At 40.5% G+C, this 14,717-nt stretch carries 20 protein-coding genes; all 20 read left to right on the top strand.

Going from position 1 to position 14,717, the window contains the following annotated elements; genetic code table 11:
- Positions 1-1,326: YjbH domain-containing protein (locus WA010_RS04230; RefSeq protein ID WP_422555909.1), on the top strand; the 1,326-nt coding region annotated here is incomplete at its 5' end.
- 54 nt (positions 1,327-1,380) lie between these two features.
- Positions 1,381-1,737: a hypothetical protein gene (locus WA010_RS04235; RefSeq protein ID WP_422555910.1), complete on the top strand. Its 357-nt coding sequence runs from the start codon at positions 1,381-1,383 to the stop codon at positions 1,735-1,737.
- A 231-nt stretch (positions 1,738-1,968) separates the two neighbouring features.
- On the top strand, positions 1,969-2,277 hold the full coding sequence (gene rplU, locus WA010_RS04240) for a 50S ribosomal protein L21 (protein ID WP_015654104.1): 309 nt from the start codon (positions 1,969-1,971) through the stop codon (positions 2,275-2,277).
- Between the two features lie 23 nt (positions 2,278-2,300).
- Complete coding sequence (gene rpmA, locus WA010_RS04245; protein ID WP_422555911.1) at positions 2,301-2,558, top strand: 50S ribosomal protein L27; 258 nt, start codon at positions 2,301-2,303, stop codon at positions 2,556-2,558.
- 119 nt (positions 2,559-2,677) lie between these two features.
- Complete coding sequence (obgE, locus tag WA010_RS04250; protein WP_422555912.1) at positions 2,678-3,775, top strand: GTPase ObgE; 1,098 nt, start codon at positions 2,678-2,680, stop codon at positions 3,773-3,775.
- A complete protein-coding gene (gene proB / locus WA010_RS04255) occupies positions 3,772-4,542 on the top strand; it encodes a glutamate 5-kinase (RefSeq protein ID WP_422555913.1) in 771 nt (256 codons plus the stop codon). Before obgE ends, proB begins: the two co-directional genes overlap by 4 nt.
- Positions 4,542-5,453, top strand: coding sequence for a methionyl-tRNA formyltransferase (fmt, locus tag WA010_RS04260; protein WP_422555914.1), 912 nt, complete (start codon positions 4,542-4,544; stop codon positions 5,451-5,453). The genes proB and fmt overlap by 1 nt, the downstream gene beginning before the upstream one ends.
- Positions 5,434-6,069: a biotin--[acetyl-CoA-carboxylase] ligase gene (locus WA010_RS04265; RefSeq protein WP_422555915.1), complete on the top strand. Its 636-nt coding sequence runs from the start codon at positions 5,434-5,436 to the stop codon at positions 6,067-6,069. The genes fmt and WA010_RS04265 overlap by 20 nt, the downstream gene beginning before the upstream one ends.
- Positions 6,066-6,851, top strand: coding sequence for a ParA family protein (locus tag WA010_RS04270; protein WP_422555916.1), 786 nt, complete (start codon positions 6,066-6,068; stop codon positions 6,849-6,851). Before WA010_RS04265 ends, WA010_RS04270 begins: the two co-directional genes overlap by 4 nt.
- 9 nt (positions 6,852-6,860) lie before the next feature.
- Positions 6,861-7,703 (top strand): ParB/RepB/Spo0J family partition protein, encoded by an 843-nt coding sequence (locus WA010_RS04275; protein WP_422555917.1) that lies wholly within the window; start codon positions 6,861-6,863, stop codon positions 7,701-7,703.
- Positions 7,704-7,771: 68 nt separating this feature from the next.
- Complete coding sequence (locus tag WA010_RS04280; protein WP_422555918.1) at positions 7,772-8,194, top strand: F0F1 ATP synthase subunit B'; 423 nt, start codon at positions 7,772-7,774, stop codon at positions 8,192-8,194.
- 8 nt (positions 8,195-8,202) lie between these two features.
- Positions 8,203-8,718 (top strand): F0F1 ATP synthase subunit B, encoded by a 516-nt coding sequence (locus WA010_RS04285; RefSeq protein WP_422555919.1) that lies wholly within the window; start codon positions 8,203-8,205, stop codon positions 8,716-8,718.
- Positions 8,719-9,255, top strand: a complete 537-nt coding sequence (locus tag WA010_RS04290) for a F0F1 ATP synthase subunit delta (protein WP_422555920.1) — start codon at positions 8,719-8,721, stop codon at positions 9,253-9,255.
- 20 nt (positions 9,256-9,275) lie between these two features.
- Positions 9,276-10,793, top strand: a complete 1,518-nt coding sequence (gene atpA, locus WA010_RS04295) for a F0F1 ATP synthase subunit alpha (RefSeq protein WP_422555921.1) — start codon at positions 9,276-9,278, stop codon at positions 10,791-10,793.
- Positions 10,794-10,801: 8 nt separating this feature from the next.
- Positions 10,802-11,689 (top strand): ATP synthase F1 subunit gamma, encoded by an 888-nt coding sequence (gene atpG, locus WA010_RS04300; RefSeq protein ID WP_422555922.1) that lies wholly within the window; start codon positions 10,802-10,804, stop codon positions 11,687-11,689.
- Positions 11,690-11,703: 14 nt separating this feature from the next.
- Positions 11,704-13,104, top strand: coding sequence for a F0F1 ATP synthase subunit beta (gene atpD / locus WA010_RS04305; RefSeq protein ID WP_422555923.1), 1,401 nt, complete (start codon positions 11,704-11,706; stop codon positions 13,102-13,104).
- Between the two features lie 27 nt (positions 13,105-13,131).
- Positions 13,132-13,521, top strand: coding sequence for an ATP synthase F1 subunit epsilon (atpC, locus tag WA010_RS04310; protein ID WP_422555924.1), 390 nt, complete (start codon positions 13,132-13,134; stop codon positions 13,519-13,521).
- An 8-nt stretch (positions 13,522-13,529) separates the two neighbouring features.
- Entirely contained in the window at positions 13,530-14,096 is a 567-nt protein-coding gene (locus WA010_RS04315) for a MotA/TolQ/ExbB proton channel family protein (RefSeq protein WP_422555925.1), read from the top strand.
- 2 nt (positions 14,097-14,098) lie between these two features.
- A complete protein-coding gene (locus WA010_RS04320) occupies positions 14,099-14,488 on the top strand; it encodes an ExbD/TolR family protein (protein WP_422555926.1) in 390 nt (129 codons plus the stop codon).
- Positions 14,489-14,528: 40 nt separating this feature from the next.
- The coding region (locus WA010_RS04325; protein WP_422555927.1) for a hypothetical protein at positions 14,529-14,717 on the top strand (189 nt) is incomplete at its 3' end.

The raw sequence follows: 14,717 nt of genomic DNA on the forward strand, positions 1-14,717 counted from the left end.
ATTCCATTTCACGATGAAGGGCTTTATCCTCATGAACCTGATCCGAGATGGCGTGCCATAGCAGGAACTCCGGAGCGTTTTGAGCGCTATGATGATCGTAATCTCTCTCTCATTTTAGCCGATGAAATAGCGGTAGAACGTTATTCGAATGTTCAGGTAGCGGTCAATGACACAAAAGTATGGGCATCGATCGAAAATCCAAAATATAATTCACCGATAAAAGCCTTAGGACGTGTAGCCGATATTTTAGATGAAACGGCACCTCGTCGGATAGATGATTTTTATATAGCGCTCAAGCAAAGTGATTTGGAGTATTCGGTATTGAATGTGAGTCGACATGATATCCGTAAAATCAAATCAGATCCTCAGACTCAGATATCAGAAAAGACACTAAGTTTTAGTGAAGATACAGAGGAATCGTATCAACAGTTTTCAGGTGAAAAAGAGATTTATAAAACAGACACAATCGGTGGTAAAAATTTTGCGTGGCTTTTTAAACCTTCTCTGCAAACGTATCTCAATGATAAGGATAACCCTTTAACGTATAAAATTTCACTCTTAGGAGGAGGACGTTATCAAACGCTTCCGGGTGGATTTATGTATGGGCGTCTGCGCTTTCCGATTGCAAATACGACCGATTCTGTAGGGTTAAAGACATTAGAACCCGCATCATCGGCAACGAGAACAGACAGTCTTAAATACATTCAATACAACGGTGTACAACTGCAAGATCTTGTTTATGATCAAGTGGTAAAACTGCCGTGGAATTTTTATGGACGTGGAGAAATAGGGTATTTCGAAGCGGCATACGGCGGGATGGATGTAGAACTTTATCGACCGATTGCTGGAGGTCGTTACGGTATCGGAGTGGAATACCAAACGGTTCAAAAGCGGCTTGTTGATGATTTATTCGGTTTTGAAGATGTTCGATTTCAGGGTAAGTTTATAAATCTTTTTGCCAATCTGTATCCACCGTTGGGGATTAAAGCAAAAGCAAAAGTAGGAGAGTTTTTTGCCGGAGATCGTGGAATACATCTCACATTTTTAAGAGAATTTAAGCATTTCACAATGGGAGCATTTATCACTAAAACGGATACAGATGTTTTTCAATCTGAATCAAATCGGGGATATATGGATAAAGGGGTCTTTTTGAGTATTCCACTCTCCACTATTGCTCCCAAAAAAATACGGGGTAGTTTGAGCTATAGTTTAAAACCGTGGACGAGAGATGTGGCACAGTATGCGTCTCAATTAAATTCTTTAGTAGGATTGCATCCGTCGAATGTATTTGAAATGAACGAAAATCGTGATGAATTTAAGGAATGAAAATAATATTTTCGATATAATATTGCGGATTTAATTAAAGTAAAAGGGGTTGCAATGAAAAAAATTGCTTCGATCGTTTTGGTTTTAGGTTTGATGTCATCTCATCTTATGGGTGCAGTAGAAGGTGCAGTTAGCGGAGCTGTATCAGGCACAACAGGAGCTGCCGGTACTACAGGTGCTGTTACAGCTGGAGCTGGTGCAGCAACTACAGGTGCTGCTGCTGGAGCTGTAACAGCTGGTACTGGTGTAGCAGCAGGTGCGGCTGCGGCTGGCGGTATAGCTGCTGGTGCCGTTGCTACAAGTACTCTTGTTGCTGCTGCGGTTACCGCAGCAGTTGCTGCTGCTGCGGTAGCAGTAGCGAGTGACAATGCAACTACTACAACGCATCACAGCACGACAACTCACCACTAAGTTACTCTTGTCACTATGTTAAAAGCATAGTGACAATATTCCCTTTTCTCGTATGATTTTTATCAGAATTATTCATAAATATTCGTATTGTTTAGTCAAAGTAAATTTTTTATTGTAAATTTTGAACCAATTATGAATAATATTGATTGAAATCCTGCATTTTAATTTGAGCTTAAATAAACGTTGGCTATAATTCGCCACTTTTTGTAGACTTGTAAGTAAGGAACGCTAATGTACGCAATTATCAAAAACGGCGGAAAACAGTATAAAGTTCAAGAGGGTGATATCCTTTTGTTCGATAAAATGGGACTTGATCCTAAAACCACCGTCGAAATCAAAGAAGTTCTTGCCGTTAATAACGGTGAACTTAAAACCGGTACTCCATTCGTAGAGGGTGCTGTTGTTACCGCTGAAGTTATCAATGAAGGTCGTGACCGTAAAGTCGTGATCTACAAAAAACGTCGTCGTAAAGACAGCAAATTAAAACGTGGTTTCAGACGAGATCACACACGCGTTCGCATCGTTAAGATTGCTGCGTAATTATTTAAAAGTAGGAGGACAGCATGGCTCATAAGAAAGGTCAGGGTAGTACACAGAATAACCGCGACTCAGCGGGACGTAGACTCGGTGTCAAAAAATACGGTGGTGAGATGGTACGTGCGGGTAATATTATTATTCGTCAACGCGGAACCAAAGTTCACCCAGGTAAAAACATCGGTATGGGTAAAGATCACACACTGTATGCATTAGTTGACGGTGTCGTAGCGTTTGAACGTAAAGATAAAAAACGCAAACAAGTTTCTATCGTACCTGCCGCTTAATTATCCTCAATCGGGCATCTACGCCCGACTCGTAAAATCGTTTTCCAAATACACAATTATATTTTTTAATGGTATGCTGTTCGAATAGAGTATAGTGTTAAGACAATAAGGATATATAAATGTTTAGTGATAGTGTAGAAATTACCGTCTCATCCGGTAAAGGGGGAGCAGGGTGTGTTGCTTTCCGACGGGAAAAATATGTTCTTCAGGGGGGACCAAACGGCGGTGACGGCGGTAAAGGTGGAGATGTCTATTTTAAAGTAGATAATAATACTCATACACTTGCTCACTTCCAAGGGAATAAAAACCTCAAAGCCGATAAAGGTCAACCGGGTGCCGGTTCGAATATGGCGGGTAAAGCAGGTAAGCGTCTCGTGGTTGTTGTCCCTCCTGGAACGCAAGTGGTTGATGTTGAAACGGGTGATGTTTTACTCGATCTTTTAGAAGACGGTAAAGAAGTTCTCTTTTTAGAAGGGGGACGCGGTGGTCTTGGAAACGTTCACTTCAAATCCTCAACGAACCAAAAACCGATGTACGCTCAACCGGGTGAACCTGCGATTACGCGTGTTCTTCGACTTGATCTTAAATTGATCGCGGATGTTGGTTTGGTCGGATTCCCGAATGTCGGTAAATCGACATTGATCTCTACTGTTTCCAACGCCCGTCCTGAAGTCGCCAACTATGAGTTTACGACACTGACCCCAAAACTCGGACAGATTAATATCGGTGAGTTCGATTCGTATATCATGGCGGATATTCCGGGAATTATCGGCGGTGCATCTGAGGGTAAAGGACTTGGGCTTAAATTCCTTCGCCATATCGAACGTACCAAAACACTTTTATTTATGATCGATTTGGCATCGTACCATGAGCTTGAGTATCAATACGAAACCCTCAAACAAGAGCTTGAAAAATTCTCACCTCTGTTGGCAGAACGTAATTACGCTATCGCTCTTACCCGTGCCGATGCGATGACTCCGGAAGAAGCAATCGAAAAAACGAATGCGTTTTTAAAGCTGGTTAATCTTGATCCTGTTAAAAAAAGCCGATTTGCTTTCAGCGACGAGTATCCGGTCTATGAGCAAGCTGATTTTGACAAAGCGTTTTATGAGCGCTCCAAACCGGCATTTATCGCACCGATCTCATCGGCAATCAATCTCAATATCAAACCATTAACGTACGCACTCTATCAAATGGTCGTAACGGAGCGCGCATGAAGCGGATCGTTGTTAAAGTTGGAAGTGCGGTTTTAAGCGACCATGAGCGCATTGCAAAAGATCGGATGCAAAACCTTGTCGATTTTATTGCTGAGCTCAAAAAAAGCTATGAAGTAATCCTTGTCTCTTCGGGGGCAGTTGCGGCAGGGTACACGGAACTAAAACTCGATAAAAAGATTTTGGCAAACAAACAAGCCCTTGCTTCGATCGGTCAGCCGATTTTGATGAATAAATACCGCAAGATGTTTGAACACTATTCTATTCTTCCCTCCCAAGTATTGGTAACAGCGGCTAACTTTAATACCGCCGAAGAGTCCCAAAAAGCGAAAGATACGATTGAAACCCTCCTCAAACATAACGTTGTTCCGATCATTAACGAAAATGATGCGACGGCGACGGAAGAGTTGATTTTGGGAGATAATGACCAGCTCTCTGCCTATGCGGCTCACCATTTTGGAGCCGAATTATTGGTTATTCTTTCCGACATTGATGCCTATTATGACAAAGATCCCCGAAGCTATGAGGATGCAAAAGTACGTTCACGTATTGAATCTATTACACACGAGGAATTGGCATTGGAAGTAACGCCGAATCATAATTTTGCAACCGGGGGAATCGTGACGAAACTCAAAGCTGCCGATTTTCTCCTTAATCGAGGCGGAGCTATGTTTTTGGCGAGCGGTTTTGATCTGAGTGATGCGAAAAGCTTTTTGATCGAGGGGCAACATCGCGGAGGCAGTCTGTTTAAAGCTACTGAGAAACAATAATGAGCCGTGTTATCTTTATGGGGACACCCGATTATGCGGCCTCGATTTTAGAAGCATTAATCGTAGCGGATGATATTGAAGTTGTTAGTGTTTATACTCAGCCTGATAAACCGGTAGGGCGAAAAGCGATTTTGACTCCGCCTGTAGTAAAGGTAGTGGCTGAAAAAGCAAACATCCCCGTGGTTCAGCCTAATAGACTTCGTGATGAAGCGGTTGTGGCTGAAGTATTAGCGACACCTTGCGATATAATTATTGTCGCGGCATACGGTCAAATTCTTCCAAAAGCGATTTTGGAGTATGTCCCTTGCGTCAATCTTCACGCTTCAATCTTGCCACACTACCGTGGAGCAAGTCCGATTCAACAAAGTTTGCTCAATAATGATTTACAAAGCGGCGTTACGGCGATGTGGATGGATGAGGGTCTTGATACGGGGGCAATTATCAAAATTGATACGATCACTATCGGTAAAGATGAGATGGTAGAATCGCTCTATAAAAGACTTACTGATACAGCGGTAGATTTGACATTCGATGTTATCCGACATTGGGATCGATGTAGTGCAACTTCTCAAAATAATGCCGAAGCAACGCATTGCAAAAAAATACTCAAATCGGATGGGTTGATTGATTTTTCCGATGCACGTGAAATTTATAACCGTTATCGTGCGTACACTCCCTGGCCTGGATTATTTAATGAATCAGGATTAAAGATCAAAGAGATGAGACTTGAAGAAGAGACGAGTCTTGGTGAAGCGGGGGAAATTATCCATATGGATAAAGAGGGTATTGTTGTTCAATGCTCTCGTGGCTCACTTCGTATCACAAGAGTTCAAGCTCCTTCCAAACAAGAGACTTCAGTCGTTGATTATCTTAACGGAAAACGGATAGGGTGTGGATATCCATTGGTTTGAGTCACTAGACTCGACACAAAATTATCTAATCGAAGCACTGAAAAAAGGCGATTTGAATGTTCCTGTGTGTATTGGGACAGATATGCAAACGGTGGGAAAAGGGTCTCGTGGTAATGCTTGGGTTGGAGAAAAAGGTAATCTTTTTATTTCAGTTGCTATGAAGCGTTCCATGTTGCCTGAGGATTTAAAGCTTGAATCCTCATCTATTTATTTCGCTTTTTTAATGAAAGAATTTTTGGCTTCAAAAAACTCTAAGGTATGGCTAAAATGGCCGAATGATTTTTATTTAGACGAAAAAAAAATTGGTGGTCTTATCACTAATATAGTTGGTGATTTTTTAGTATGTGGTATTGGGATGAATCTTGTTTTTGCACCTGAAAATTTTGAAAAAATTGATTTAGATATTACAGCTCTCGATATAACCGAAGGTTATTGCGCATTGTTTGAAAATTTACCATCGTGGAAGCAGATTTTTAGTAATTACAAGATAGAATTTGAGAATAGTAGAGAGTTTTTTACCCACAACAATAATGAAAAAGTTACACTAAAGAGGGCCGTATTATTAAAAGACGGATCGTTAATGTGTGACGGCCAAAGGATATTTAGTTTACGATGAGTGAAGTTATTGTTATCGCTAACCAAAAAGGGGGAGTGGGGAAAACCACAACCGCCGTCAATCTAGCCGCATCTTTGGCTGTTGCAGAAAAAAAAGTATTGTTGATCGATGCCGATCCTCAGGCGAATGCAACAACTTCTTTAGGGTATCACCGCAACAACTATGAGTTTAATATTTACCATGTATTGATTGGTGCTAAAAAACTCCGAGAAATCATTTTAAAAACATCATTACCAAAACTTTTTTTAGCTCCATCGAATATCGGTCTTGTTGGAGTCGAAAAAGAGTATTACGATGCGGATAATGCAAAGGGGCGTGAACTAATTTTGAAGCGTGCTATTGCTCAGGTGAAAGACGAGTATGATTATGTTATCATTGACTCTCCCCCAGCACTTGGACCGATGACGATTAATGCACTTTCAGCATCTAATTCGGTTATTATTCCGATTCAGTGTGAGTTTTTTGCTTTAGAGGGTTTGGCACAACTCCTTAATACGGTAAAACTGGTTCGCAAAACGATTAACCCGAAGCTGACGATTAAAGGGTTTCTGCCAACGATGTACAGTGCACAAAACAATCTTTCGCGTCAGGTATTTGCTGATTTACGTCAACATTTTCAAGCAAAACTATTTAAATCGGAAGGTAGTGACGACTTTATTGTTATTCCTCGAAATGTTAAATTGGCTGAATCTCCAAGTTTTGGAAAACCGGCTATTTTATACGATGTAAAATCAAGCGGTTCTATGGCATACCAAGATTTGGCACATGCCATTATCGCCTAAAGGAAAGAAATGGCGAAAGCTTCCGCATTAGGTCGAGGTCTCGGAGCACTGTTAAGCGAAATTGAGGAAGCATACGATAATGAGCTTCCTAAAAAAGGCGGTGTAGAGGAGATTGCAGTAGCCAAAATTCGTCCTAATCCGTATCAACCGCGTAAACATTTTGATTCCGATTCATTAGCAGAACTTTCTGAATCGATAAAAACACACGGGCTGCTTCAACCCATCGTCGTTAAAGAAGATCTTGATGGGTATATTCTCATTGCGGGTGAACGTCGGCTTCGTGCTAGTAAATTGGCAAAAAATAAAACAATTAAAGCCATTGTAGTCTCAGTTAGCGATGAGCAAATGCGTCAGCATGCATTGATTGAAAATATCCAGCGTGATGAACTCAATGTGATTGATTTGGCGCAGGCATATCAAGAACTGATTGATATTCATGAATTAACGCATGAACAACTCTCTCAAACGGTACATAAAAGTCGTGCACAGATTACTAATACATTGCGTCTTCTTCAATTAAGTGACAAAGGACGTAAAGCATTATTGGATGGAAAAATAACAGCAGGTCATGCAAAAGTTGTTTTGGGACTCGATACCAATGAACAGGCAATGATGATAGATTCGATTATCGGTCAGAAATTAAGTGTTCGTGATGTTGAAAGTATGGTGAAAAAAATTAAGATGCCATCTAATATCTCTCGTAGCGTATCTACTGTCGAGGAATTTGAATTGACAACTTTAAAAAAACGATTATATGAACTTGGTTATAAAAGTAGCACAAAAGGTTACAAACTAACCATAGATTTCGACAATAATACTCAAATTGAGTCATTTTTAGACCTACTTTTCTAATATCTTTTGACGTTTAACTGTCCCTTCAATTTATACATAGTATAATCACGCAACTTTTAGGAGGTGGTATGTTAGATATAAGTCCGATGCTGCTTGGCAGCACACTGATTGTCTTCCTTGTCCTTATTGCTGCTCTTAACAGTTTACTTTACAAACCTCTTTTCAGTTATATGGAAAAGCGGGATGCGGATCTTAAAAAGGATTTAGAACAAGTTGGAAACAACGATTCTGAAATCGTCGCATTTCACACCAAAGCTGAAAAGATTATGAGTGATGCTAAACTGGAAGCAGCCGCATTAAGAGAAAAAGTTATTGCTGAGGCCAAAGCGCTGGCAAATAGCAAAATAGAGACAAAACGTGCTGAATTAGCACTTGAGTACACAAAGTTCGAAGGCGAATTGTCGGAAGAACGAACCCGTTTGATTGCTGCACTTCAAAATGAAGTTCCTGCATTCCAATCTGCTGTATCAGCAAAATTAAGTCAAATATGAGGCACGCAATGGGTAAAATAATCGTTACAGTATTACTGCTCAGTGCGTATCTATTTGGATCAGATGCTCATGCAGAAGGCTCTACGGACATTGTTCAACGAACGGTTAACTTCCTGATATTTGCCGGAATTTTAATCTATGTGTTGGCTGAACCGCTTAAAAATTATTTTAACGGTAGAAGCACAGCAATTGCTGATGAACTTGAGAAAGTTCAAGAGCGTCTTCGGGAGTCAAAACGGCTTAAAGAAGCAGCTGAGCATAAAGTAGAAGAGGCGATGCGATTTGCGAGCGAATTGGCAGAGTCAAGTAAAAGAGAGAATAAAATTTTGTCTGACAAAATTTTACTTCAATGCGATCAAGAGCTTGAGATTATTGAAAAACAAAATAGTGCGTTGATGGAACTTGATAAGCGTAAAATGGTTCGTGATGTTGTAAATGACGTTATGAATGACGTTATGAACAGTAGTAATGAAGCTTTGGGTAAAGAAGCTATGACCGAAATCTTGAAAAAGAAGGTGGCATAAATGCAGTACGAACTCATTGCGAAACGTTACATCAAACCTTTGATGGAAAGCTGTGATCAAGCGTCATTGGAAAACTTAGCAGAGTTGCTCAGCAATATTTCTAAAGCATATGAGAATGAAAAATTTAACCTCATTATGAATTCTAATGATGTTAACAGCGGTAGTAAGTGTCAACTTGTTTTAGATATGGTAGCTCCTGCGAATAGTTCAACGGTCAATAACCTTATTAAATTATTAGCTGAAAACGGCCGTTTACCTTTGATTCCAGTCCTTGCATCGGAATTGAAACGTTCAATTGCAAGTTCAAAGCGGACTTATAAAGGTCGTATTTACAGTAATGGTGTTGTAGATCTAACTTCTGTTGATTTGATTGCACGTGATTTAGGTATAAAAACAGAATCAGTCATTGCATTAGAATACGTTGCGTCTGATTTTGACGGTATCCGTGTTGAAGTCGATGATTTGAATGTCGAAATCAATTTTTCAAAAAGCCGCCTCAATGCTCAACTTGTTGAGCACATTTTAAAAGCAATTTAACCCTCGGGAAAGGAGAAATAGTGGTAGCAAAAGTACAAGCAGACGAAATCAGTTCGATCATTAAAGAGCGAATTGAGAACTTCGAACTTAATGTAGACATTAATGAAACCGGTAAAATCATCTCATATGGAGACGGAATCGCTCAAGTTTATGGCTTGAATAACGTTATGGCCGGAGAGATGGTTGAATTTGAAGATGGCACACGCGGTCTTGTTATGAATCTTGAAGAGAGTAGTGTTGGTGTTGTTATCCTTGGTAAAGGGAAAGAGCTTCGTGAGGGGATGAGCGTAAAACGTCTTGGACGTCTTTTACGTGTTCCTGTTGGTGATGCACTTCTTGGACGTGTTGTGAATGCTCTTGGTGAGCCGATTGACGGTAAAGGTCCTATTGAAACCACCGAAGTTCGTTTTGTAGAAGAGAAAGCTCCTGGTATTATGGCTCGTAAATCAGTTCATGAACCAATGGCTACCGGTATTAAAGCGATTGATGCACTTGTTCCGATCGGACGTGGGCAACGCGAATTGATCATTGGTGACCGCCAAACGGGTAAAACTACTGTTGCTTTGGATACTATTATCAATCAAAAAGGGAATGGTGTTCTTTGTATTTATGTCGCTATCGGACAAAAAGAATCAACCGTTGCTCAAGTAGTTCGTCGTCTTGAAGAAGCTGGTGCGATGGATTATACCATCATCGTTTCTTCACCTGCTTCTGAAGCGGCAGCCCTCCAATTCCTTGCTCCCTATACCGGTGTAACGATGGGTGAATATTTCCGTGATAACGCTAAGCATGGTTTGATCATTTATGATGATCTCTCGAAACACGCGGTAGCGTATCGTGAAATGTCTTTGATCCTTCGTCGTCCTCCGGGTCGTGAAGCGTATCCGGGTGACGTTTTCTATCTACACTCTCGTTTGCTAGAGCGTGCAGCGAAATTGAACGATGAATTGGGTGCTGGTTCTTTGACTGCTCTTCCAATCATTGAAACTCAAGCGGGTGACGTTGCTGCGTATATCCCAACCAACGTTATTTCGATCACTGACGGTCAAATTTTCTTGGAAACCGATTTGTTCAACTCAGGTATCCGTCCTGCGATCAACGTCGGTCTCTCTGTATCACGTGTCGGTGGTGCTGCGCAAATCAAAGCAACGAAACAAGTTGCCGGAACATTGCGTCTTGATTTGGCACAATACCGTGAGCTTCAAGCGTTTGCTCAGTTTGCTTCTGATTTGGATGAAGTAAGCCGTAAACAACTTGAGCGTGGACAACGTATGGTGGAAGTGTTGAAACAACCTCCGTATTCTCCACTTTCAGCAGAGAAACAATCATTGATTATTTTTGCAGGTAATGAAGGTTTCCTCGATGATATGGCTGCTTCAAATGTTGTTAAATTTGAAGCGGATCTTTATCCGTTCGTAGAGGCATCTTATCCTCAAATTTTTGAAAATATTGCTAAAACATCTAAAATCGATGATGAAACAATGGCAATGATGAAAAAAGCACTCGAAGAGTTTAAATCTACTTTCGTTGCTGAATAAGGATCTTTATGGCTAACTTGAAAGAGATTCAACGACAGATTAAGAGCGTCTCGAACACGCAAAAAACCACACGTGCTATGAAGCTTGTCTCTACGGCGAAACTTCGTCGTGCGGAAGAGCTTGCGAAGCGCTCACGTCTGTTTGCACAAAAAACGAATCAAGTGATAGCTGAAATCGCAGGGCGTATTAAATGTAACAAAGTGGGCGGGATTGAAAATCGCTGCTTTATTGAAAATGATGCTCCTGAAACGATCGATATTATTTTTGTTACAGCGGATAAAGGTCTGTGCGGCGGTTTCAATATGCAAACCATTAAAGCCGTTAAACGCCTTATGAGTGAATACAAAAATAAAAATGTCAAAATCCGCCTTCGCGGTATCGGGAAAAAAGGGATCGAGTTTTTTAGCTATAATCAAGTAGAAATGATTGATGAAGTTAAAAATCTCAGCTCAGCACCGGATATGCAGCGTTCAAGTGAGTTTATGACGCGCTCGATCAATGATTTCAAAGAGGGTAAAATTGATGCTGTCTATCTTGTGTATAACGGATATAAAAATATTATTACCCAAGAGTTGCATGTTAATCGCATTTTGCCGGTCAACGTAGAGAGTTATGATTGCGAAAAAGTGTCTAATACAATGTTAGAACTTGAAGCACAAGATGAAGAGAAAATGCTCGATTCATTAGTAACAAAATACGCTGAATACAATATGTATTATGCTTTGATCGATTCTGTTGCGGCAGAGCACAGTGCGCGTATGCAGGCAATGGATGCTGCAACCAACAACGCGAAAGAGATGGTTAATTCGTTAAAAGTCAAGTTTAATAAAGCGCGACAAGAATCGATTACAACCGAACTTATCGAGATTATCAGCGGCGTCGAGTCGATGAAATAATTATGGAGGAAAGAATGATTGGTAAAATTGCTCAAGTAATTGGTCCGGTTGTTGACGTAGATTTTGAAGGTTATTTACCAACTATCAACGAAGCAATCGAAGTAAACGTAAGTGTGGAAGGGAATACGACTCGTCTTGTTCTTGAAGTAGCATCTCACCTTGGAAACGGTCGTGTACGAACGATCGCTATGGATATGTCTGAGGGTCTAGTTCGTGGAATGGCTGCTCATGCTACAGGTGCTCCAATCAAAGTTCCAGTTGGAGAAAAAGTTCTTGGACGTATTTTCAACGTAATCGGTGAAACCATCGATGGCGGAGATCAAGTCACTGATTGTGAAACTTGGTCAATTCACCGTGACCCTCCACCGTTGGTTGATCAAAGTACAAAAACTGAGATGTTCGAAACGGGTATTAAAGTTGTTGACCTTTTGGCACCGTATGGTAAAGGTGGTAAAGTCGGTCTCTTCGGTGGAGCCGGTGTTGGTAAAACCGTTATTATCATGGAATTGATCAACAACGTTGCTCAAGGACATAGCGGTCTTTCTGTTTTCGCCGGTGTCGGTGAACGTACTCGTGAGGGGAATGACCTTTATCACGAGATGAAAGAATCAAGTGTTTTGGACAAAGTAGCACTGTGCTATGGTCAAATGTCAGAACCACCGGGAGCACGTAACCGTATCGCTCTTACCGGTCTTACCATGGCGGAATATTTCCGTGATGAGAAAGGGCTTGACGTATTGATGTTTATCGATAACATCTTCCGTTTTGCACAATCAGGTTCTGAGATGTCAGCACTTCTTGGACGTATCCCATCAGCCGTTGGTTACCAACCGACATTGGCTCGTGAAATGGGTGCTCTTCAAGACCGTATTACATCAACCAAAAAAGGTTCAATCACGTCGGTTCAAGCGGTATACGTACCTGCGGATGACTTGACTGACCCTGCTCCGGCTTCTGTATTTGCTCACTTGGATGCGACAACGGTTCTTAACCGTAAAATCGCTGAAAAAGGGATCTATCCTGCGGTTGATCCATTGGATTCAACATCACGCTTACTTGATCCGCAAATTATCGGCGAAGAGCATTACGGTGTTGCTCGCGGTGTTCAAAAAACACTTCAAAAATACAAAGATTTGCAAGATATCATTGCAATTCTTGGTATGGATGAGCTCTCTGAAGATGATAAATCAGTGGTTGAACGTGCACGTAAAATTGAGAAATTCCTTTCTCAACCTTTCCACGTAGCGGAAGTATTTACCGGTGCTCCTGGTAAATATGTTAAACTTGAAGACACTATCAAAGGGTTTAAAGGTATTCTTGAGGGTGAATTCGACCACATGCCAGAAGGTGCTTTTTACATGGTTGGTAATATGAATGAGGCGATCGAGAAAGCTGAAAAAATGAAAAGCAAGTAATTGCTTCTCGCCTTATAAGGAAATACTATGGAAACACTCCAATTAGAAGTGCTAACGCCAAGCGGGTCTATTTTTAATGATCTTGCTAAAAGCGTCACCCTTCCGGGGGAAGAGGGAGAGTTCGGCGTTCTCCCAGAACATGTCTCTTTAACGACTTTGCTTCAAGCGGGAGTTATCGATATACATAAAGAGAATGGGAAAACTGAATCAATCGTTGTGAATTGGGGGGTTGTTCAAATTACCCAAAACAAAGTGGTTGTATTAGTTGATGGTGCTGTCGCAATCCGAGGAGAAAGCGAAGGAGATATTGCTAAAGCCTTGGATGAAGCAAAATCACTCATTAATAGCGTAGCAGATTCCAATGCTATGATCGCATCGGTATCAGCACGTATCGAATCAGCGGCACATCACGTTTAATCTCAACAATGTTTCATACATTTGCTGATTATTACGATAAAAGTCATCCAGTAACACTTATAGTGTTGCTGGTTCTCTCACTCTATTTTATTTCCGTTAATTGGGTTTTTTTCTATCGTTTTTTTTCACTCAATCAATGGATATCTACTGAAAATCAATCGCTTGAATCACTACTGATGGGCTCTCATCAAATTCCTGATTATGCTTATTTAAGTCATTTTTGTAAATCTTCACAACGTTTTAGCACGTCATTATTTGATATGGCAACGTATGCGACAACGAAGGAAGCGACTAAAGGATTAATGTTTCTTTCCATTGTTGCATCCACTACACCGTTTATCGGCCTTTTTGGTACGGTGATTTCCATTTTGGGTACATTTGATAATATCGGACAGGCAAGCGGAACAATGAGTATTATTGCTGCTGGTGTATCGGATGCGTTGGTTGCAACGGCGTCGGGGATTTTTGTAGCAATTTTTGCTTATACTTATCATCAAATTTTAAAACGAAAAGCATTTGAGCTCTCGGGATTGATCCGTATGCAAGGTGATGCTCTCCTCTCAAAAGAGGTTTAATCATGTTTGATTGGGATGAAAAGCCAGAATTAAATATTACTCCCCTCGTGGATGTAATGTTGGTTCTTTTGGCAATTTTGATGGTAATTTCTCCTAATATCGTTTATGAGGAGTTGATTCGTCTTCCTAATGGTTCGGCTCAAAAAGAGATCACTAAAAAAGAATCGATCGAAATTATGATTTCGAATGACAAGAAAATTAAAATTGGTAATGATCAATTTGCTATTGAAACATTTGCAGATAATTTTATTCGATTGGCTCCCTCTTATCCCACTGATTCTACTGTACGAATTGGTGCTGATGGACGTTTGAATTACAGTGATGTTATGAATGTTTTAGCGGTTGTAAAAAAAGCCGGTTTTCAAAATGTTTCTCTTGTCACTGCACAATAAACAATCTATTTGCAAAGTTTTTAGTATGAGGACTTTGTAGATGGGTTCGAATCAAGAACGCTATTTTTTTCTTAGCGGCTTAATCTCGTTTTCTTTTTTTATCGTTTTAGTTGGTTTGGTTGGGTATAGCTTGATTATTTCACCTAAAATTGAACAATTTTCTATGATTCAAAGTGATGTGATTAATGTTTCTATCACTATTTCTGAGACTAAAGAAACGGAACAAAGT

It is taken from the genome of Sulfuricurvum sp. (assembly GCF_049305995.1).
Lineage (GTDB): Bacteria > Campylobacterota > Campylobacteria > Campylobacterales > Sulfurimonadaceae > Sulfuricurvum.